Source organism: uncultured Allobaculum sp., from assembly GCF_948576815.1.
Classification (GTDB): Bacteria; Bacillota_I; Bacilli_A; order Erysipelotrichales; family Erysipelotrichaceae; genus Allobaculum; species Allobaculum fili.
In genome coordinates this window covers 1-19,819 of the sequence record NZ_CAPAEZ010000048.1, presented here as the reverse complement: position 1 = coordinate 19,819, position 19,819 = coordinate 1, and the positions used below count along the sequence as shown (strand labels likewise).

The window sequence follows — 19,819 nt, the reverse complement described above, 5'->3', positions numbered from 1 at the left end:
AGGAACTAACCTGATTTGTAAGTGAGCTTGTGAAGCTTAAGTGAACAGCATTGTCTGTTTTCATAAAAAAAGAAGGATGCAGAAGCCATTCCTGTTTTGTCTGTTCTGAACTGGAAAAGCGCTTTCTTCCGGATCACAGACGACTGAAAACGCGTGTAAATTCCAAATACCATCTTTGAAAATTGATTGAACAAAACTTGATTTTTCTTTAGATTTCGCAAACCATTCCCTGTCTACAATCAGAAGGAGAGAAAAGCACCGCACGCGCCAAATCCAGACAGAAAAATTGAACGCATTTTTCATGGAATGGAGAAATGGAAGAAAGAAACCGGATCTTTCATTATGGAATAAGGCTTTAGCTCTCAGATTTTGAAAGCTTCAGGAGGATCTTTATTCGAAAGGATGGCCGCCCTTTGAGCGGCATCCTGTGAAGGAACAGAGAAAGGAGCTGTTGAATATGACAGGAAAACGATTTGGTTTGCAAAAGGCTCTGTGCTTGTGCTTAGGCATTCTTGTTTTTTCGGGCTGTACTGATTCTTCATCGAGCACTGCCGGCGGGGTGCAGCCTTCTTCTTCCAGCACCGCCATGCAGACCATTTCTTCGAGCTCAGAAGGGGAGCTGTGGGTGATGGAAAATGACACGATCGCATCCAGGCTGCAGTACTGCCGCCCGGGTGAAGGCGGTCATATGATCACCCATGCCGATCTGAATTATGGCTTTGAAGCACCGGCCGACCTGCACTATGTTTCGGAGAATGGAACGATCTCCTTTAAGAAAGGCGGAAGCTGGAAAGCGGTAAAACCTGGAGAAGACTGTATTACGCGGCTGCAGGACTGGGATCTGGAAGAAATGAAGGAAAGAGGTCTGGATCCGGATATCGCTCTGCAGCTGCCGAAGACGGATCGGTTCCATGTGTATGTAACGGAAGACTATCCTGTCTATACGCTCCGAAATCCGAAAACGGAAGAATACCGTCTCGTGGATGATCGTGCGGCCTGCACCGCTTTGGTCGATCAGGGATGGGAGCAGGTGGAAGAAATGTTTGTGATGTCAGCCGATTCGGGCACGAAAGTGCGTGCTTTCTACAATCCGGAAGACGGCGATCGGATTTATACGGTCGATTCGGAAGAAGCAGATCGCCTGCTCGAAAAGGGATGGACGGAAGAGGCTTCTCAAATGACTTCCGATACCGAAGAAGGCATTCCTGTGTACTGTCTGACGGCAGAAATCAACGGGAAGTCCCGTCATCTGTATACAACAAAGTACCATGACTGGCGCGCCTATGGAGATTTATGGAAAGTCGATGACGATATTGCCTTTTACGCCGTTCGGACGCCTCTGTATGACGATGGAACGCTTTATTGAGGAAGAATAGTTTCCGCATTCGAAAAAAATGACTTTAGACCGGCCGATCGTACAGATCGATCCGGTTCTTTTATGGGAAAAGAGCGGATATCGATGTACAGGCAGGAGAATAGAATCCCGGTGCTTGAGACGGCAGAGCGGACTGGCCGCACGGCATCTGGAATATTTCCCTGAAGACAGTCGGGCAGCCGTATAAAGATTCAGATTGAAAAACAGATCGTCAGACTACCCGGTTTTGAATCTGAAAAAAGGACAGACTTGCGCATTTTCTCCTTTTCTGATAAGGTATTTCGGCAAGTCTATCTTGCTTCCTGTCCTGCCTGATGACAGGACCGACAGACCAGAGGGAGGTGTACATGATGAAAAAGTATGAGGTTATGTACATTGTGAATGCATCGCTCGATGACGAACAGTTCGCAGCTCTTGAAAAAAGACTGTATGCTCCAATCATTGAGAACGGCGGCTCCGTTGACAAAGTGGACAACTGGGGCGTAAAAGATTTTGCCTACGAGATCAATCACATGAAAAAAGGCCACTATGTGGTTATGTACTGCACCGCTAACAACGAAGGAATTGAAGAATTCCAGCGTCTGTGTCGTATCAACAACAGCGTAATTCGTGTCATGGTTATCAAAAAAGAAGAAGAAAAGTAAGAGGTACCGTCTATGATGAACCGCGTTGATTTAATTGGTCGACTGACGAGAGATCTGGAACTTCGCCGGACTCAGTCAGGTAATAACATGCTCAGGTTTACTCTTGCTGTAGAGCGCCGCTATAAACAGCCTGGACAGCCGGAAGCTGACTTCATCAGCTGCACGGCGTTTGGCAAAACAGCGGAGAACATGGCTCGCTTTTTGCATAAAGGCTCGCTGATCAGCGTCGAAGGACGCATTCAGACCGGATCCTACGTTAACCAGCAGGGACAGAAAGTCTACACGACCGATGTCATTGCGGACAACGTACAGTTCCTCGAACCGAGAAACGCTCGAGGCGGATACGTTCAGGATCAGGGCTACGGCTACAATGGCGGTTATTCGGATAATTCCCAGAGCTACGGCGGCTACGGCAGTCAGGACGCTTCGGGAGGCCAGAACTATTCTGGCGGTTATTCGAACCAGAGCTACGGCTATGGTTCGCAGGCATCCAATCCTTACGCGAAGAGCGAAAACACAGGATTTGGAGCTGCTTCTGCTTCACCCGACAATGACACAAGCGGCATCGTCGACGATTCGTCCACCCTGGACATTTCTTCCGACGATCTGCCGTTCTAAACGAATTCAAGAAAGGAGATCCGACACATGGCATTCAAAAAACAGCGCATGGGCCGTAAAAAAGTCTGCTACTTTACAAAAAACAAAATCAAGGAAATTGATTACAAAGATGTTGAACTGCTGAAGCGTTTCATCAACACGAACGGAAAAATCATCCCCAGACGTGTTACTGGAACTCGCGCCCGCTACCAGAGACAGCTTGCTACTGCCATCAAACGCGCACGCCAGATGGCTCTGCTGCCTTACGTTGCAGACTAATTTCGGTTAATTTACCCATACCCATTCAGACAGGCTGGCTTCGGCTCGCCTGTCTTTTTTCAATCCCGCACAAAAGGCCTTTCTGCTGCTGAGAACAGAACGGCCTTTTTCCATGAATGGGGAATGTTCGATTTTCAGAAGGGGAGATCTTCGCTTTCGAGCGTCTGCAGCTCCTTGCTGGAGAGCTGAAGAAGATCCGGATTTCTGACGAGCCGTACGGCCTGTCGGGAGATGGCTTTTTCCAGCATCGTCCGTACATCCCGCGCGTTCGCAAAGCCTTTGGGGGCCGGACGGGTCAGCTGCTGGAAATAGGCGCCTGCTTTCTTTGCGGCTGCCGGACTCAGTGTGTAATCGAGCGCTCTAGCCATGTGTTCGAATATGGAAAACAGCTGGTCAGGCAGAAAGTCTTCAAAGTGAATGCACGTCGTAAAGCGGGAGCGCAGCCCCGGATTGGAGTCGAGAAAGCGGTCCATTTCCGCCGGATAGCCCGCTGCTATAACGACAAGATCGTCGCGGTGATTTTCCATCTCGCGCAAAAGAACTTCGATGGCTTCGTGTCCAAAGTCGCGTTCGGACGAGCGGGCAAGCGCATACGCCTCATCGATAAAGAGAACGCCGCCGATGGCTTTATCGATGACCTTTTTCGTTTTCATCGCCGTAGAGCCGATGTATTCGCCGACCAGATCGCCGCGCGTGCATTCCACAAAGGTTCCGCGCGAAAGAAAGCCGAGATCCTTGTAAATGCGGGCGACAATCCGGGCGGTAGTCGTTTTGCCGGTGCCGGGGTTGCCGGAGAAGATCAGATGGCGGGCGGCCGGTGCGCTTTTCAGCCCGCGCGATTGACGCAGCCGGCTGATCTGGAGCAGGTCGCAAAGCGTATGGATTTCGTTTTTCGCTTCTTCCAGACCGGTCAGCGCATCCAGCTGTCGTAAATCTTCCTGCAGTGCACTGGAGGAAAGCGAAGAATCGTCCGGCGAGGACTTTGTTTCTTTTTTGCCGGTTGCAGACTCGTCTTCGCGTTGGTCTTCTTTGTTTCCAGCGGGCGCCTGTGAGACCTCTGCGAATTGTTTGGCAGACAAATTCGACATAGATGCATCCGAAGAATCCAAATCGGTTCGACCTGGATCGAAAAGCGTATCGATCTGATCGTGAATGGCGTGAAGCAGATCCTGATTGGCATTGGGGAAGTCTGGATCAGCAATCTGAAAGAAATGGTCCGCAAACTGAAAATCCTCATCGAGTGAAACAGAATCGTCGAAAACATTTGTATTCAGCACAGTCGGATTCTCATGAATCCATGCGCTCTCCGGCCGGCTTTCTCTGGGAAAGAAGGCGATGAATTTCTGAACGGCGCTTTCGGAGCGGGTCCGGTTCCAGACGCCCATCATAAGCGTATATTCCAGTTTTCGGCGCATGTCCCAGCCAGTCAGCTCATGCAGGAAATCGCACGTTCCTAAAGCGGTCAGCAGATTCTGGCGCAAAGAAGATTCAACAGTCATGCCCTCATTATAAAAGCGAAGAAAGGAAAACCGTCCCTTATGCCTGTCTTCAAGGTATGTCTTCACTGCCAGTCTTCACCGTATGTCAGTGAGGCGTATCGTCTCTGCCTGTCTTTCCCGCATTTCTTCTTTCCATATCTCCACTGCGGTATTTTCGCTGCCGGTATTTCCTGCCGCCTTATGCGGGCATACAGACCGGCGGATCCAAAACGCGTCTCGCCTGCAGCTGCCGCACTTTGGGCAATCCGAATGACTTTTCACTCGATTTGTGGCCTTGTCTGTCAAAATATTTGGCTGGGCAAATCAAAATGAAATACTGCGAGGCTTCGTACAATAGGGATAGAAAGACTTCGCAAGGAAGCATTGAGGTGATTTTATGTTATTTGGAATTCTGGCCCCTTATTCGTATGGACTCGACTTCAACATCGGTCTTACGGCCTGGCTGGGCATTGCCTGCATCATTCTGGAGGTCGTCGGCCTCTGGAAAATGTTTGAAAAGGCGAACGTGGCTGGCTGGAAAGCGCTGATTCCGGTTTACAATCTGTATCTGCTTTACAAGATCAGCTGGCAGACGAAGATGTTCTGGTTTGGCCTGGGAACGGAACTGTTCGCTGGTATTTTCTACTATCTGGCGGTTGGAACGTTCAATTCCGCATTCCTGTATTTCGCCTATGGCCTTTCGATTGTAGCGGCCATTATTCAGGCCTGCCTCTGCTACAACGTTTCGCTGGCATACGGCCATGGCATCGGCTATTTTCTGGGCATCTATCTGCTGGATTTCCTGTTCTATCCGATCATCGGCTTCGGTTCGAGCCGCTACATTGGAAACCGCTACGAAGGCTATACAAGCGGCAGCCGCTCGTAATCGAAATTGTTTTTCAATTTATTTCAAATGGAAGGCCGTCTGAACAGAGGGTCTTTTTGTATGGACGAGGGCAAAGATCAGTAAAAAGAAAATGGCAAACACACCGCAGACTTACCGCAAGTGCGCCGGGAAATACGGCCGGCAAGTATGTGATTTTGTCAGAAATATGGAGCGCACAGCCAAATCAGCCTAAGATATACGTGTATATGAAAATTCAGTCTATTGTCCGGGCCGGAATGCTCACCGCGGTTTTTGGCGTCTTTCTGTTTCTGAACACGCTTGGCGGACTGTGGGTCGAATCGCTCTTTCCGTATTTTTTCGGACTGCCGATTCTGCTGTGCTGTCTGATCTGCGATCGGGATTCCAAAGTACCGCTCTGCGCGTTTCTGGCCATGTTTCTACTTATGTTCATGCTCTCCGGCATCACGACCTGGCTGGTCGCCGGATCAATGCTGGTATGCGGGTATGTGTTTGGCCGCGGCGCCATACGCCAGAAAAATCTTTTTGTTCTCTGTCTGGCGACCATGCTCATTCTGTTTGTGACGGATCTGCTTTCTATGACCGTCTTTGCCGCAGTCTTTGGTTTTGACGTTAAGGAAGAACTGTCCGTCATGGGACCGTTTTTGTGGATGGTCTCGCCGATGATGATTCTGATCCTGCTGGCGTTTATTGAAAGTCTGCTGGAAACGCTGGTGGCGGCGCTGGGCTGCGTCGTTCTCTGCCAGCGGGTTCTGCACCGGCCGGTTCCGTTCAAGCTGCCGGAAAACTGGGACGTTTCTCCGTGGTGTTTCTGGCTGCTGCTCGTTTTATGGGGCGTATGGGAAATTCTGGTTTACCAGAACAATCCGGCGCTCACGGTATGGCGCGATCTGGCGCTCGGTCTTCTGATTCTTGATTTTTTACTGATGGTCTGGCAGGGCTATCTGCTGCAGTTTCGAAAAGCCAGAACGGCGATGGACGAACTGCGTGACGATCCCTCCGTACAAAACCATCCGTCGAAACTGAAAAAGAAAAGAAAAGCCATTCAGAACCGCCTGTTCTGGATGACCTTCCTTTCGCTGATGCCTCTGCTCAATGTGTATACGGCATTGACAGGGATGTATAATTTAGTCTTACGTACCTTTGCCAGAAAGAAAGGTTCGTAAGTCCTGCACGCAACCGCCCGCTAAAGTAAGATTCGATCCGTTTGTTTTGAAAAAGACGCTCTTTGTTCGAAAAACGATCGATCCGTGTGCGGCAAGAGAAGCTGCTGGCTTCTTGAAACCTGCAGGAGGTATGGAAAGACAAAGGAGCACATCATGAAAGAATACGGGAAATGGCTGTTTGCTTTCTATTTCCTGCTTGCGCTTGGCGGTGTCATGACTGTCTACGAGGCGATTGCGGGAGAATGGATCATGTTCGCCCTGCTTCTGCTGCTGGATGCGGGATTTCTGTTTCTGATTACCGCGTTCTGGCTGCAGTTAAGAAGGAAGGGCATCCAGTCCGATGCCAAGATCAGCCGCATTCTGGGGCGCGACGCCAAAGAGGCGCTCTCCATTGGCGAAGTCGGCATCATCACCTACAACGAAGAATACGAAGCCACCTGGGTTTCGGACTATCTGCGCCCCTTTTTCCCGAATCTGGTCAATCACAAGCTCACCGTGGTGATTGACGGCATTAAGGACCTGTTTCAGAGCGATATTGATTCGGTCGTCTGCATGTATAACGGCAACACGTTCGAATTCATTCATAAGGAAGACAGTTCGGTTCTGTTTGCGCGCAACATTTCGGAACTCGAACGCTATAAAAAGATGATTGCGCAAAACAGCATCGTCGTCGGAACGCTGACACTCGACAACTATTCCGAGTATCTGTCCTACGACAACGAAGCGCTGATCAACGACATCAACACGCGCATTCGCACGCCTCTTCTGGCCTGGGCCAAGGAGATGCACATTTTAATGCGCCGTACGCGCTCGGACCGCTATCTGCTCGTTCTGGACTCTGAAATCCTCACGTCCATGCGCAAGAAGAACTTCCCGATTCTTCAGAAAATCAAGGACGCAGCCAACAAGTCCGATCTGTCGATGACCATTTCCGCTGCCTTCGTCAGCGACCAGCCGAGCTTTCTGGAAATCGACCGTCTGCTCAACGAACTGACCGAACTCGTTCAGTCGCGCGGCGGCGACCAGATCGCCATTAAAAAAGGGGAAAATCCGGTCGAATTCATCGGCGGCAATTCCGAAAAATCCACCCAGCGCTCCAAGGCGCGCGTCCGCACTGTCGGCGCCAGCCTGCAGGATGTCATTCGCTCTTCCCAGAAGGTGTTTATTCTGGGTCACGTTAACACCGACTACGACGCCATGGGCGCCGCGCTGGCCGCTTCCAACTGGGTTCGCGCGCTGGGCAAGGATCCGTACATCGTATTAAAGGACGTGCCGCGCGATTCGCAGCTGTCCGATACGATGAACGCCTACTCGAGCACCATTCTCAGCCGGCATCGCTTCATTACCGAAGAGCAGGCACTGGAAATGGCGGACGATAAGAAAGATCTGCTCGTTCTGGTCGACCATTCCAACCCGGCCATTTCATCGGGCAAGGAACTGCTCAAGCGGGATATTCGAAAAGTCATTATTGACCATCACCGCCGCAACGCGGAAGCCAGCCAGGAAAATGTTCTGGTCAGCTACATCGAACCGGAAGCCAGTTCGACTTGCGAGCTTATGACAGAACTGCTGGAATCCTCGACGGTCTCCATTCCAATCTATGAAATGGAAGCGACAATCATGTATCTTGGTATCGTTGTCGACACCAGCCGCTTCAAGCAGCACACGTCCGAGCGGACGTTCCAGGCTGCCGCGACGCTGCGCTCCTGGGGCGCGAACGCCAACCGCGCCGAACAGGCTCTGCAGGTGGATTATTCCGCCTATCGCCGCAAGGCGCAGATGATTGAAAAAGCAAAGCTGTATCGCGATAAATATCTCATTGATATTCTGGATGAGCCGGTCAGCCGGACGATGCTCTCCAAAATTTCCGATGAGCTGCTCAGCTTCAAAGGCTGCAGCGCGGCATTCACCATCGGAATCAACGAAAACAACGGCAGCGTAGCTGTCTCTGCACGCAGCGACGGAAGCGTCAACGTGCAGAAAATTATGGAAAAAATGAACGGCGGCGGCCATTTCACGGCCGCGGCCCTCGAGAGAGAAAACGCAACAGTCGAAGAAGTCGCTGCCCAGCTGCAGGATCTTCTCGATGAAGAGGAGGAGTAGAAATGAAAGTAATTTTGTTAACCGATGTCCGCAAAGTCGGAAAAAAAGATGAAGTCAAGGAAGTTTCGGACGGATACGCCCGCAACTACCTGATCAAGAACGGTCTGGCTGTGGTCTGCTCCAAGGAAAACACCCGTGCCCTGGACGAGCGCATCGCCGCGCGCAAGGAAGAAGACGACCAGAACCGTCAGGAAGCTGAGCGCATCGCCAAAGAGCTGGAAAACATGCAGCTCGAGTTCACCCTCAACACCGGAAAAGGCGGCAGCACGTTTGGCCAGATTTCGTCCAAGCAGATCGCCCATGCCCTTTCGGAAAAAGGCATTGTCGTCGACAAGCGCAAAATCATGATGGAAACGCCGGTAGATTCCTTAGGCACCACGAACGTGAAAGTGGATCTGTACAAAGGAAAAATCATCGGAACCATTCACGTCCATGTCAGCGCGAAAGGAGCTTAATCTGTCATGATTCAGGAACTGCCCAATGCGAGCCGCATGGAGCAGGCCTTGCTCGGTGCCGTACTGATCGACCCTGAAGTCCTGTCCAAGTGCCGGGACGAGGATCTTACGGCAGCCGAGTTTTTTGTTCCTGCTCACCAGCAGATTTATTCCGCCATGCTGGCGCTCGCGTCCGCCGGCCGTCAGGTTGATTTTGAAAATATTGTGCTCCGCCTGCAGGAAAACGAAGAACTCGAAAGCAGCGGCGGCATGGACTATATTTCCGAACTCGTCGACGGTGCTGTCTCCGGCGCGGTCGCCGGCCGCTATATTGAGACCATTCAGGCCAAGGCGCAGCTGCGCCGCCTGATCAGTACTGCGGATCGGATCTCGGAAGAAGCTTCGGGATCTTCGCTCGAACTCGATTCCATTCTCGATGACGCCGAACGGTCCATCATGGACGTCACCCGGCGCCGTCGCGGTTCGGACTTTCGTTCTTCGGCGGAAATCTGCGAAGAAGTAAAAAATGAAATTTCCATTTTGCGCGAACAGAGCGGCATCAGCGGCATCCGGACCGGGTATACCGATCTCGACCGGATGACCAACGGTCTGCACCGCGGTGATCTGATTATTCTCGCCGCCCGACCGGCGATGGGTAAGTCGGCGTTCGCGCTCAATGTCGCCAACCAGGTTGCCCGTCGCAACCCGGGCGCGGTCGCCATTTTCTCGCTGGAAATGCCGGCGGCTTCGCTCATGAAGCGTCTGATTGCCTCGGAATCCAGAATCGATGGCGGCAAGCTCACCAGCGGCAAGCTCGACGACGGCGAAATGAACGGCCTTTCTGATGCGTGCGCTCAGCTGTCAGACCGGGAACTGTTTATCGACGATACGTCGATGGTCAAAGTCAGCCAGATTTTCTCGAAATGCCGCAAGCTGAAAAACCAGGCCGGTTCGCTCTCTCTGATCGTCATCGACTACCTGCAGCTGATCAGCGGAAGCGGCCGTACCGACTCGCGTCAGCAGGAAGTTTCGGACATTTCGCGAAACCTTAAAATTCTCGCCAAGGAAATGGACTGCCCGGTTATCGCGCTTTCCCAGCTGTCCCGAAAAGTCGAAGAGCGTACCAACCATGAACCGCAGCTTTCCGACTTGCGTGAATCTGGATCGATCGAGCAGGACGCGGACATCGTCATGTTCATTTACCGTGAGCAGTACTACAATTTGGATCCAGATCAGCAGACGGAAACCGAAGTTGTCGATCTTTCCCTGAAAAAGCATCGAAACGGTGAAACCGGTAAAGTTCAGCTCGTGTTCGAAAAGTCGTATTCGCTGTTTTCTTCTCTGGCGCATGACGGAGTGCCTGGCTATGCGGGTTGATCTGCTCTGCTCGGGATCGAAAGGCAACGCCTGTCTGGTCCGGCATAACAATACGGAGATTCTGATCGACTGCGGACCTCCGTCCTGGCGCTATCTCAAAAACGCCATGGATGATGCAGGGGTAAGTCCGGACGATCTGGATGCCCTGCTCATTACCCACAGCCACAGCGACCATATCCGGCAGCTTTCGCATTTTACCGGCCTGCCGGTATACGCCTGCTGCGCCCTTCATCCCAAAAACTATAAAAAGCAGCCGGTGACGCTCGATCTGCGTCAGGTTCTTCCGCCTGTCCGCTTTCAGGTAGGGGACCTGAAAATTCTCGCCTTGCCAACCTCGCACGATTCGGGTCCGTCGATGGGGTTTGTCATTGAGTCCGAACACGAAAAGCTCGTATACATGACCGATACCGGCTACGTGCCTGAAGCGCTGTTTGGCGATCTTTCGGATGCGGACTACTACATTTTTGAAAGCAATCACGATCTGGAAAAGCTCAACCAGACCGACCGGCCGTTCGCTCTGAAAATGCGCATCGCCTCCGATACCGGTCATCTGTGCAATCAGGACAGCGCCCGCATTCTCTGCAGCTGCATGACCCGGCGCACCCGCCATATCGTTCTGGCTCATCTTTCCGAAGAAGCCAATACGCCCGAACTGGCGCTAGGCGCTCTGTTTGAACGGCTCGAGTATGCGCACGTTCATCACGATCAGCTTGTGATTGAAGCTGCAAAGCAGTTTGAACCGCTCCATTTTGGCGAGATCCGGGAAGATGATGAGGCGGCTGACGAAACGGCGGCTGCGTATTCGGCATATTCGGCGGATTTGTCGGATTTGACAGACCCGGCAGACAAAGCGAAAAACATGGACAGTACGTCTTTTCCGGATCGAAAAGAGGATGCTTCGCCTGCGGCTTTGCCCGCGCCTCAAAAAGCTGCTTCCAAACGCTCACGTTCCAAAGCCGCTTTGGCGGGCCATGGCGAATCGTCACATGCTGCCTGAAACGAAATCGCATGCTTTCTTTTCCAACAGGAAATCGTCTCATTTTCGTTCATAAAGCTGCTTGTCTAAAGCGGCTTGCCGTTTTGCGGCAGTCTCTGGTTTTCCAGAAGGCTGCCGCTTTTCTTATAGCCGGACTTTGTTCGCCAATGCCCGTATCTTTGTCCGCCCCGGCTTTTCCGGCCTGTTCTTTCCTGCTTTGTCTTTTCCCGTTTTGTCTTTTTCCGATTTGTCTGGACGGAAGGAAGCCGGGCGGATTTTGTCGGGCTTTCGCCTGGAAACCGGAGATGGCGAGCGCTTTTGCCCCGCGCTGGTCTGCCTCTGGGCAAAAATCGGAAACTGGCCAGTGCGCCGCAATCGCTCCAGAAAAGTTCAAAACGATTTAAGTACAGGCAAACTGGCAATAATCATAATGGATTCGTATTAAAAATATCCGTATCGGAGATGGAAGAATTTCACTCTGCTTACCCTGAGCTATCTCCGGGGAATTGAGCGGGTTTTGGTATAATGTCTTCGATAAAGGAAGGTGATTCACTTTGCTTACTGTTTTTGATCATCCGCTGATTAAGCACAAGCTTTCGATCATGCGTGATAAAAACACAAGTACAAAAGACTTCAGAGATAACCTTGATGAAATCGGATCGCTGATGGTCTATGAAATGACCCGCGATCTTCCTCTTCACGACGCAGAAATCGAAACGCCGATTACGACCATGACCGGTCACAAGCTGGCCAAGGATGTCGTTGTCGTGCCGATTCTGCGTGCGGGACTTGGAATGACTCAGGGCATTCTCGATCTGATTCCAACGGCCAAAGTGGCCCACATCGGTCTGTTCCGTGACGAAAAGACGCTGGAACCGCATGTTTACTTTGAAAAGTACCCCAAGAACATGCCGGAGGCTGTGACGATCGTTGTTGACCCGATGCTCGCAACCGGCGGAAGCAGCTGTGCCGCGATTGACATGGTCAAGCGGCAGGGCGCGACCAACATCAAGCTGGTGTGCCTGGTCGGTGCGCCGGAAGGTGTAGCCGAGGTGGAAAAGCATCATCCGGATGTGGACATTTATCTGGCCGCTCTCGATGACCATCTCAATGAGAACGGCTATATCGTTCCAGGACTCGGAGATGCGGGAGACCGTATTTTCGGCACGAAGTAGCCTATGAATCCGATGAAATTCGGCGGGTTTCTCCTGGTCAATCTGCTCGTGTGCATCTGGCTCGGGTATCTGATTGATTCCTGGACGAACATGTCCCCTGTCTGGATTATTGTCTTTACGCTGTATGCGATTATCGGCAGCTTCTTAGTTCTGCTGTATCGCAACAAGAAAAAAGACAAGAAGAAATCTTCCGGAAAGGAATAGACGCCATGTCCCCGGATCTTCGGCAGCTTTTCCGCTACAGCGGGAAGGCCACCCTGATTCTTTGTGCCGTCGCGTGCGCAGTCAGTCTTTTCATTGTCCAGGGAAGACAATGGATTTTTTGCGCGTTCGCGATTTTTTATGGAGCATTGTGCGCCATGCTTTCCCTTTACATGATTGCCCTCTCGACCCGGAACCTTTCCAATGCGGACGCGGGCAAGAAGAGCAAGGGCTATGGCTCGTACATGCTTCGGTATCTGATGTATGCCGTCCTGCTTTTTGCGGGGGCTTTTGCAGGTCTTCCCGTACTCGGGCTGATGGCAGGCATCGCAATCCAGAAAGCCACCCTGGTGCTTTACGCCAGGCGCGGCGGAAAGGAGACTGAATGAGCGAAGTCAGTCAGATTGTTTTTCACTTCGGTTCGTTCAACTTCTCCCTGCACCAGTCCATTCTCGTATGGCTTGTGATCTGCCTGATCGTAGGCATTGTCGCCTGGATCGCAGGAAAGAAAATTGAAAAAGCGGACCCGTCCAAAGCTCCAAAAGGCATCGTTTACTGGTCTGAAGAGCTTTACAACCTGTGTCTGTATGTCATTCAGGGCAACCTGAAAGAAACGACCATCCACTATTTGCCGATGTTCGGCACCCTGATGGTCTGCATGCTGCTGTCCAACCTCACCGGTCTGATCGGATTTCAGAACCCGACCTCCAATGTTTCCTTCAACGCAACGCTCGCGCTGATGTTCTTTCTGATGATTCAGTTTCACGGAATCACCAAGGCTGGCCTCAAGGCCCGCTTAAAAGAACTGACCGAGCCGATGTGGCTGCTTACGCCGCTGAATATCATCGGTGAACTGGCCCTGCCGGTTTCGCTGACGATGCGTCTTTTCGGCAACATTCTGGCCGGAACGATTATTTCGCTTCTGATTTACACGCTGATCAAATCGATCGCCCCATGGGGATATCTTGGCCTGACCATTACGCCGTTCCTTCACATGTACTTTGATGTGTTCTCCGGCGTAATTCAGACGTATATCTTCTTTACGCTGGGCACGTACTTCCTCGGTCAGCAGACCGCTGAACAGGAAGACTGATCCTTTGAGAGCTGTCAGGACTGAACAAATACGGGCAGACATACGACAGTACACATACAGAAAAAGCGCACAGCTTTATGGCTGTGCATGAACCGCCCCGGGATCGTGCGTTCGATCCCCATCCATTTAATTTGAAAAGGAGAATACAGTTTTATGGAATTCAATGCAGATTTCGTAAGAGGAATGGCCTGCCTGGGTGCCGGCATCGCCATGATCGCTGGTCTTGGCCCTGGTATCGGTCAGGGTATTGCCGCTTCCAAAGGTGCGGAAGCCGTAGGCCGCAACCCGGATGCTTCCGGTAAAATCCAGTCCATCATGGTACTGGGTATCGCGCTGGCTGAAACCACAGGTATTTACTCGCTGATCATCGCCATTCTGCTCATCTTCGTGAAGGGCTAGGCCGCTGGTGAGATCCGATGATTGATTTCAATATTGATAACTACCTGCGGATTTCCTGGCAGGATGTTCTGCTGGTATGCATTTCATCACTCATCATCGTTCTCTTCTGCAAACATTTTTTCTGGGATAAGATTCTGGCCTTTATCAACAAGCGTCAGAAACTGATTCAGGACAACATCGACAGTTCCGAGACGCTGAAAAAAGAAGCGCTTCAGGAAAAGGAAGAATACGACCGTCAGCTCGCTGCTGCGGGCAGCCGTGCCAATGAAATCATTGACCAGGCAAGACGCGAAGCGCTGGTGGAAAAGGATTCGATTCTGGATCAGGCACAGAAACAGGCTTCCAACATAGAACGGGCGGCCAAGGAAGACATCGAAAAGGAACGCCTGCGTGCGCAGGGCGAAATGAAAGCCGCTATTACCGATGTCGCCATTGCCGCTGCCGGACAGATCCTGGATTCGGAAATTGATGCCGATAAACAGAAGAAGATTCTGGACGATCTGATTGATGAAGCAGGTGAAGGCAAATGGTAGATACCGCCCTTCCTTATGCTCAGGCTCTGATTTCTCTTGCCCAGGAAAATCATGAGGAAGATGCCGTTTTCCATGACCTTGAGCAGATGGAAACGGTGATGGATGAAAACCCGGAGCTCGAGCCCTGGCTTTCTCATCCTGCAGTCCCCTCTGCCCAGAAAGAAGCTCTGCTTCTGGAGCTCTTTCAGGATGGTACCCATCCCGTATTTGGGGACTTCCTTAAAATTGTCAGCCGTCATTCGATGAGCGGACACTTAAGAAAAATCGCAGAAGATTACCGGGCTTTGCTCGACGAACTGCACAACATTCAGAACGTGTACGTGACGTCGGCCGCAAAGCTGGATGAAAACCAGAAAGAACGGCTGAAAGCCGCTCTCAAAAAGAAGCTTGGCGCGGAAATCCGCCTGAAGTGTTCAGAAGATCCGTCTCTGATCGCGGGCATGATTATCCGTACCCCTGATGCCGTGCTCGATGCGAGCTATCAGGGCAAGCTGGAAAGAATGAAAGAACAGCTTTTGAAAAGCTGAAGCAGGTGATGTGTATGAGTTTAAATCCCTCCGAGATTTCAAAACTGATCAAAGCACAGATCCGGAACGTTGATAAAGAAGTCGAGATGAACGAAAGCGGAACGGTACTGAGTGTCGGCGACGGAATCGCCAATGTCTATGGACTGAAAAACGCGATGATGTCGGAGCTGCTCCTCTTCCCGCATGATGTCTACGGCATGGTCCTCAACCTCGAAGAAGATCAGGTCGGCGTTGTACTGATGAGCGACAACCCGGACATCAAGGAAGGCGATACCGTAAAACGCACCGGTCATATTGTCGAAGTGCCGGTCGGCGACGGCATGCTTGGCCGCGTAGTCAACGCGCTGGGCGAACCGATCGACGGCAAGGGCCCGATCGAAGGCACACGTCTTCGCCCGGTTGAGCGCGTAGCGCCCGGCGTAATGACCCGTAAGAGCGTATCCGTTCCTCTGCAGACCGGTCTGAAAATCATCGACTCGATGATTCCGATCGGCCGCGGTCAGCGTGAGCTGATCATCGGCGACCGTCAGACCGGTAAAACCGCGATCGCAGTCGACACGATCATCAACCAGAAAGATCAGAATGTGCTTTGCATTTATGTCGCAATCGGTCAGAAAGCCAGTACGGTAGCCCAGATTGTCGAAAAGCTGAAACAGCACGGCGCCATGGACTACACGACCGTTGTCGTATCCACGGCTTCCGAAGCGGCGCCTCTGCAGTACATTGCGCCGTATTCCGGCTGCGCCATCGGCGAAGAGTGGATGGAGCAGGGCAAGGACGTACTGATCGTCTACGATGATCTGTCCAAGCACGCGGTAGCGTACCGCGCCATGGCGCTTCTGCTGCGCAGACCGCCAGGACGTGAAGCGTACCCCGGCGACGTCTTCTATCTCCATTCCAGACTGCTCGAACGGGCAGCCCGTCTGAATGAAAAGCACGGTGGCGGATCTCTGACCGCGCTGCCGATCATTGAAACGCAGGCCGGCGATATTGCCGCCTACATTCCGACCAATGTAATTTCCATTACCGACGGTCAGATCTTCTTAAAGACCGACATGTTCAACGCCGGTCTTCGTCCAGCCGTTGACTCGGGTCTTTCCGTATCCCGTGTCGGATCCGCTGCGCAGGTTAAGGCCATGAAGCAGGTATCCGGCTCGCTGAAACTGGAACTGGCTCAGTTTGCGGAAATGGAAGCCTTCTCCAAATTCGGTTCCGACCTCGATGCCGCTACGGCCGAAGTTCTGAACCACGGCAACCGTCTGACGCGTCTGCTCGTTCAGAAGCAGTACTCGCCAATGCCAATGCCGGAAGAAGTCCTTTCTCTGTTCTCGGGCAAATATAAATTCCTTAAGGATATCCCGGTGGATTCCGTTGAAGACTTCGAAGAAAAAATGCTTCTGTTCTTCAAGTCCGAACATCCGGAAATCCTCGAAGAAATCGCCGAGAAAAAAGCTCTGGATGATGATCTGACCAGCCGCATCAAAGCGCTGATGAACGACTTTCTTGCGGACTATAAAGTAAAGGCAGGCCTCTAGTATGGCAGCCAGCAAGCAGGCGATTAAAAGCCGGATTGCTTCGGTTCGCTCAACTAAGAAAATCACCAACGCCATGCAGATGGTCGCCAGTGCCAAGCTCAACAAAACCCGTTCCGCCATGGAGCGCAACCGTGAATACGCCAACGCCCTGCAGGAAATGCTGGCGGTGGTACTCGCCCACGCTGATTCCGGAGCGCCGTATCTGAAGGAAGATAAAAACAAGCCGTCGTTTCTGTTTGTGATCACTTCGGATATGGGCCTCTGCGGCGGCTACAACGCCAACGTACAGCGCCTGTTGACCGAGTGCGTAAAAAACGGCGATCAGATCGTCATGATCGGATCGCACGGCGTCTCGTATGCAAACAGCCGCAATATGGAACTGTTCGGCCGTCTGGTTGACATGAGCGAGGAAGATGCGTATGCAGAACTTGCCCGCTATGCCGATCTGGCGCTGAAAGAATACGACGAGGGAAAAGTCGGTGCCATTCGGGTTCTCTATACCCGCTATGTCAATACGCTGACGTTCGAGCCGGAAGTACTCACCCTGCTTCCCCCGCAGAAACCGGAAAAGTCCGAAGAGGAGTCGAAGGTGCATGCGGAAATGCTCTTTGAGCCTGGCAAGGAAGAAATGCTTGCGCAGCTGATTCCGATGATCGCAAAATCGGTTCTGTATTCCAAATACATGGAAAGCAAGACCAGCGAGCAGGCCAGCCGGCGCATGGCCATGGAAAGCGCGACCGACAACGCGGAAGAACTCGAAGAGAAACTCAACCTCGAGTACAACCGTGTCCGCCAGAGCGCCATCACCCAGGAAATTACAGAAATCGTTGGCGGTGCCAACGCCCTGAAGTAGAAAGGACGCAAATCGCTTATGGATGCGAAAGACGAAACAAAAAATACCGGGGTCGTAACCCAGATTGTCGGCCCTGTAGTCGACATTCGGTTTCCCGACAGCAAGCTTCCGGATCTGCTTACCGCAATCAAGATTCCCAAATCCGACGGGACTTCGCTGACCGTTGAGGTTGCCCAGGGAATTGGCAACGACCTCGTTCGATGCATTGCGATGGGCAGCACCGACGGACTCGTCCGCGGCATGGACGCCATCGATACCGGCAAGCCGATTCAGGCACCGGTCGGTGAGGAAGTGCTTGGACGCATGTTCAACGTGCTCGGAGAACCGATTGATGAACTCGGACCGGTCAATGCCAGACAGACCATGCCGATTCATCGCCCGGCTCCAAAATTTGACGAGCAGTCGACGACATCGGCTGTTCTTGAAACCGGAATTAAGGTTATTGACCTGCTGACTCCGTACGCCCGAGGCGGTAAAATCGGCCTCTTCGGCGGTGCCGGTGTCGGCAAAACCGTACTGATTCAGGAGCTGATTCACAATATCGCTTCGGAACACGGCGGCAAATCCGTCGTTGTCGGCGTAGGGGAGAGAACCCGTGAAGGCAACGACATGTACTACGAAATGAAAGACTCCGGCGTTCTCGATAAAACCGTACTCGTTTACGGTCAGATGAACGAATCCCCAGGCGCCCGTATGCGCGTAGGCCTGACGGGTCTGACCATGGCGGAATACTTCCGTGATGTGGAACATCAGGATGTTCTTCTGTTTATCGATAACATTTTCCGTTTTACCCAGGCGGGATCCGAAGTATCCGCTCTGCTTGGCCGTGTTCCTTCGGCCGTAGGCTATCAGCCGACGCTGGCGACCGAAATGGGTCAGCTGCAGGAGCGTATCACTTCGACGAAGGAAGGATCCATCACGTCGATTCAGGCGGTCTATGTACCGGCCGATGACCTGACGGACCCGGCTCCGGCGACAACCTTCTCCCATCTGGATGCCAAGACGGTACTTGACCGTTCCATCGCGGCGCTGGGCATCTTCCCGGCGGTGGATCCGCTGGAATCGAGTTCGCGTATGCTGGATCCGATCGTAATCGGCGAACGTCACTATAAAGTGGCGCGAGGCGTACAGGAAATTCTGCAGAAATACAATGAACTGCAGGATATCATCGCGATTCTTGGTATGGACGAACTTTCCGAGGAAGACAAGAAGATCGTTAACCGCGCACGCCGCGTTCGTAACTTCCTTTCTCAGCCCTTCCACGTAGCGGAAGTCTTCTCCGGTATCAAGGGAGTCTATGTACCGCTTGAAACCACGATCGACTCCTTTGAAAAACTGCTTTCCGGCAAGTACGACGACCTTCCTGAACAGGCCTTCATGTTTGTCGGCTCCATTGAGGAAGCGGTTGAAAAAGCCAGAAAGATTGAGGAAGAATCCAAGTGATCAAACTGCGCGTAGTCACGCCGAACGGCCGCTATCTGGAAGAAACGGTTTCAAGCATTCACGCCAAAAGCGTGCTGGGCGAATTTACGATTCTGCCCAACCATGTTCCCGTCGTTTTTTCTCTCGTTCCCTGCAAGCTGGTCATTCATGTCGCCTCCGGACAGGAGCAGGTGTACGCCATTTCCGGCGGCATTCTCCAGTTCTACGGCGATGAAGCCAGACTGCTGACGGATGCTATTGAAGGCAAGGCGGAAATCGATATTCCGCGTGCCAAAGCGGCTTTGGAAAGAGCCAGAAAACGCATGGAGAAACAGGGAGATCTCGATCAGATGCGCCGGGCCGAACTGGCCATGCAGCGTGCGATCAACCGTCTGTCGGTTACCGATTCTCTCTAAATCAGAATTCTTTATAGATCAGGAGCTTTTTCTGTTCGCATGCCGGGAAGAAAAAGCTCTTTTTCCGTTTGTCTGCCTGATTCATGGATCCGTTAATCCGCTTCGCCGGACTGGCCGCAGGTCGGCGTGGCGAGCCGGATCCGCTGCGCAGCGAAGGAAGAAGCGAAGAAAGAAGCGAAGAAAGAAACGCAGGAGGAAATGAAGGTACAATACATTAGGTGGTGAGGCTCGTAATTAAAAATTCAGGGTACAGCTTAAAGCTAGCTGTACCCTGAATTTTTTGGGACTACGAAAAAATGGGAGCGGCTTGAAAGCTACGTAAGCGTCAAATAAAAGACGGGTATTTTCTCGACCGCCTCCTTGGGATAATT

Annotated in this window: 23 protein-coding genes; 22 read left to right on the top strand and 1 reads right to left on the bottom strand. The window is 52.1% G+C overall.

What is annotated here, in order from left to right:
- Positions 1 to 457: 457 nt before the first annotated feature.
- From Q2J39_RS07575 to rpsR, 4 genes are all read left to right on the top strand, one after another.
- Positions 458 to 1,366: a hypothetical protein gene (locus Q2J39_RS07575; RefSeq protein ID WP_288339865.1), complete on the top strand. Its 909-nt coding sequence runs from the start codon at positions 458 to 460 to the stop codon at positions 1,364 to 1,366.
- A gap of 359 nt (positions 1,367 to 1,725) precedes the next feature.
- The gene (rpsF, locus tag Q2J39_RS07570) at positions 1,726 to 2,019 is read left to right on the top strand and encodes a 30S ribosomal protein S6 (RefSeq protein ID WP_230267231.1); all 294 of its coding nucleotides are present in this window, start codon (positions 1,726 to 1,728) and stop codon (positions 2,017 to 2,019) included.
- A gap of 12 nt (positions 2,020 to 2,031) precedes the next feature.
- Positions 2,032 to 2,637: a single-stranded DNA-binding protein gene (ssb, locus tag Q2J39_RS07565; protein WP_242744453.1), complete on the top strand. Its 606-nt coding sequence runs from the start codon at positions 2,032 to 2,034 to the stop codon at positions 2,635 to 2,637.
- Between the two features lie 27 nt (positions 2,638 to 2,664).
- Entirely contained in the window at positions 2,665 to 2,895 is a 231-nt protein-coding gene (rpsR, locus tag Q2J39_RS07560; protein WP_230267207.1) for a 30S ribosomal protein S18, read from the top strand.
- Positions 2,896 to 3,029: 134 nt separating this feature from the next.
- Here the strand turns inward: rpsR and Q2J39_RS07555 are convergent, their stop codons facing one another.
- Complete coding sequence (locus tag Q2J39_RS07555; RefSeq protein ID WP_288339860.1) at positions 3,030 to 4,394, bottom strand: AAA family ATPase; 1,365 nt, start codon at positions 4,392 to 4,394, stop codon at positions 3,030 to 3,032.
- A gap of 376 nt (positions 4,395 to 4,770) precedes the next feature.
- On the opposite strand from Q2J39_RS07555, the gene Q2J39_RS07550 reads away from it, so the two are divergent.
- The 18 genes from Q2J39_RS07550 (at position 4,771) to atpC (ending at position 19,448) form a co-directional block, all read left to right on the top strand.
- The gene (locus Q2J39_RS07550; RefSeq protein WP_230267209.1) at positions 4,771 to 5,259 is read left to right on the top strand and encodes a DUF5684 domain-containing protein; all 489 of its coding nucleotides are present in this window, start codon (positions 4,771 to 4,773) and stop codon (positions 5,257 to 5,259) included.
- 206 nt (positions 5,260 to 5,465) lie between these two features.
- Positions 5,466 to 6,404: a hypothetical protein gene (locus Q2J39_RS07545; protein WP_230267210.1), complete on the top strand. Its 939-nt coding sequence runs from the start codon at positions 5,466 to 5,468 to the stop codon at positions 6,402 to 6,404.
- A gap of 153 nt (positions 6,405 to 6,557) precedes the next feature.
- On the top strand, positions 6,558 to 8,507 hold the full coding sequence (locus tag Q2J39_RS07540) for a DHH family phosphoesterase (RefSeq protein ID WP_288339858.1): 1,950 nt from the start codon (positions 6,558 to 6,560) through the stop codon (positions 8,505 to 8,507).
- A 2-nt stretch (positions 8,508 to 8,509) separates the two neighbouring features.
- The gene (gene rplI / locus Q2J39_RS07535) at positions 8,510 to 8,962 is read left to right on the top strand and encodes a 50S ribosomal protein L9 (RefSeq protein WP_288339856.1); all 453 of its coding nucleotides are present in this window, start codon (positions 8,510 to 8,512) and stop codon (positions 8,960 to 8,962) included.
- Between the two features lie 6 nt (positions 8,963 to 8,968).
- A complete protein-coding gene (gene dnaB / locus Q2J39_RS07530; protein WP_288339854.1) occupies positions 8,969 to 10,318 on the top strand; it encodes a replicative DNA helicase in 1,350 nt (449 codons plus the stop codon).
- Entirely contained in the window at positions 10,308 to 11,315 is a 1,008-nt protein-coding gene (locus tag Q2J39_RS07525) for an MBL fold metallo-hydrolase (protein WP_288339852.1), read from the top strand. Before dnaB ends, Q2J39_RS07525 begins: the two co-directional genes overlap by 11 nt.
- Positions 11,316 to 11,376: 61 nt before the next feature.
- Positions 11,377 to 11,739, top strand: coding sequence for a hypothetical protein (locus Q2J39_RS07520; RefSeq protein ID WP_230267215.1), 363 nt, complete (start codon positions 11,377 to 11,379; stop codon positions 11,737 to 11,739).
- 109 nt (positions 11,740 to 11,848) lie between these two features.
- Positions 11,849 to 12,469: a uracil phosphoribosyltransferase gene (gene upp, locus Q2J39_RS07515; RefSeq protein WP_230267216.1), complete on the top strand. Its 621-nt coding sequence runs from the start codon at positions 11,849 to 11,851 to the stop codon at positions 12,467 to 12,469.
- A 3-nt stretch (positions 12,470 to 12,472) separates the two neighbouring features.
- Positions 12,473 to 12,673: an AtpZ/AtpI family protein gene (locus tag Q2J39_RS07510; protein WP_230267217.1), complete on the top strand. Its 201-nt coding sequence runs from the start codon at positions 12,473 to 12,475 to the stop codon at positions 12,671 to 12,673.
- A 5-nt stretch (positions 12,674 to 12,678) separates the two neighbouring features.
- Positions 12,679 to 13,059 carry a hypothetical protein gene (locus Q2J39_RS07505; protein ID WP_288339849.1) on the top strand — a complete coding sequence of 127 codons (381 nt, stop codon included), beginning with the start codon at positions 12,679 to 12,681 and terminating at the stop codon, positions 13,057 to 13,059.
- Positions 13,056 to 13,763: a FoF1 ATP synthase subunit a gene (locus Q2J39_RS07500; RefSeq protein WP_230267219.1), complete on the top strand. Its 708-nt coding sequence runs from the start codon at positions 13,056 to 13,058 to the stop codon at positions 13,761 to 13,763. The genes Q2J39_RS07505 and Q2J39_RS07500 overlap by 4 nt, the downstream gene beginning before the upstream one ends.
- 153 nt (positions 13,764 to 13,916) lie before the next feature.
- Entirely contained in the window at positions 13,917 to 14,162 is a 246-nt protein-coding gene (atpE, locus tag Q2J39_RS07495) for an ATP synthase F0 subunit C (protein ID WP_230267220.1), read from the top strand.
- 17 nt (positions 14,163 to 14,179) lie between these two features.
- Positions 14,180 to 14,695 (top strand): F0F1 ATP synthase subunit B, encoded by a 516-nt coding sequence (atpF, locus tag Q2J39_RS07490; protein ID WP_230267221.1) that lies wholly within the window; start codon positions 14,180 to 14,182, stop codon positions 14,693 to 14,695.
- Complete coding sequence (locus tag Q2J39_RS07485) at positions 14,689 to 15,222, top strand: F0F1 ATP synthase subunit delta (protein WP_230267222.1); 534 nt, start codon at positions 14,689 to 14,691, stop codon at positions 15,220 to 15,222. Before atpF ends, Q2J39_RS07485 begins: the two co-directional genes overlap by 7 nt.
- A gap of 14 nt (positions 15,223 to 15,236) precedes the next feature.
- The gene (gene atpA, locus Q2J39_RS07480) at positions 15,237 to 16,757 is read left to right on the top strand and encodes a F0F1 ATP synthase subunit alpha (RefSeq protein WP_230267223.1); all 1,521 of its coding nucleotides are present in this window, start codon (positions 15,237 to 15,239) and stop codon (positions 16,755 to 16,757) included.
- A 1-nt stretch (position 16,758) separates the two neighbouring features.
- Positions 16,759 to 17,610 (top strand): ATP synthase F1 subunit gamma, encoded by an 852-nt coding sequence (gene atpG, locus Q2J39_RS07475; RefSeq protein ID WP_230267224.1) that lies wholly within the window; start codon positions 16,759 to 16,761, stop codon positions 17,608 to 17,610.
- An 18-nt stretch (positions 17,611 to 17,628) separates the two neighbouring features.
- Positions 17,629 to 19,053, top strand: coding sequence for a F0F1 ATP synthase subunit beta (gene atpD, locus Q2J39_RS07470; protein ID WP_288339843.1), 1,425 nt, complete (start codon positions 17,629 to 17,631; stop codon positions 19,051 to 19,053).
- Complete coding sequence (gene atpC / locus Q2J39_RS07465; protein ID WP_288339841.1) at positions 19,050 to 19,448, top strand: ATP synthase F1 subunit epsilon; 399 nt, start codon at positions 19,050 to 19,052, stop codon at positions 19,446 to 19,448. The genes atpD and atpC overlap by 4 nt, the downstream gene beginning before the upstream one ends.
- The last annotated feature ends 371 nt before the right edge of the window (positions 19,449 to 19,819 follow it).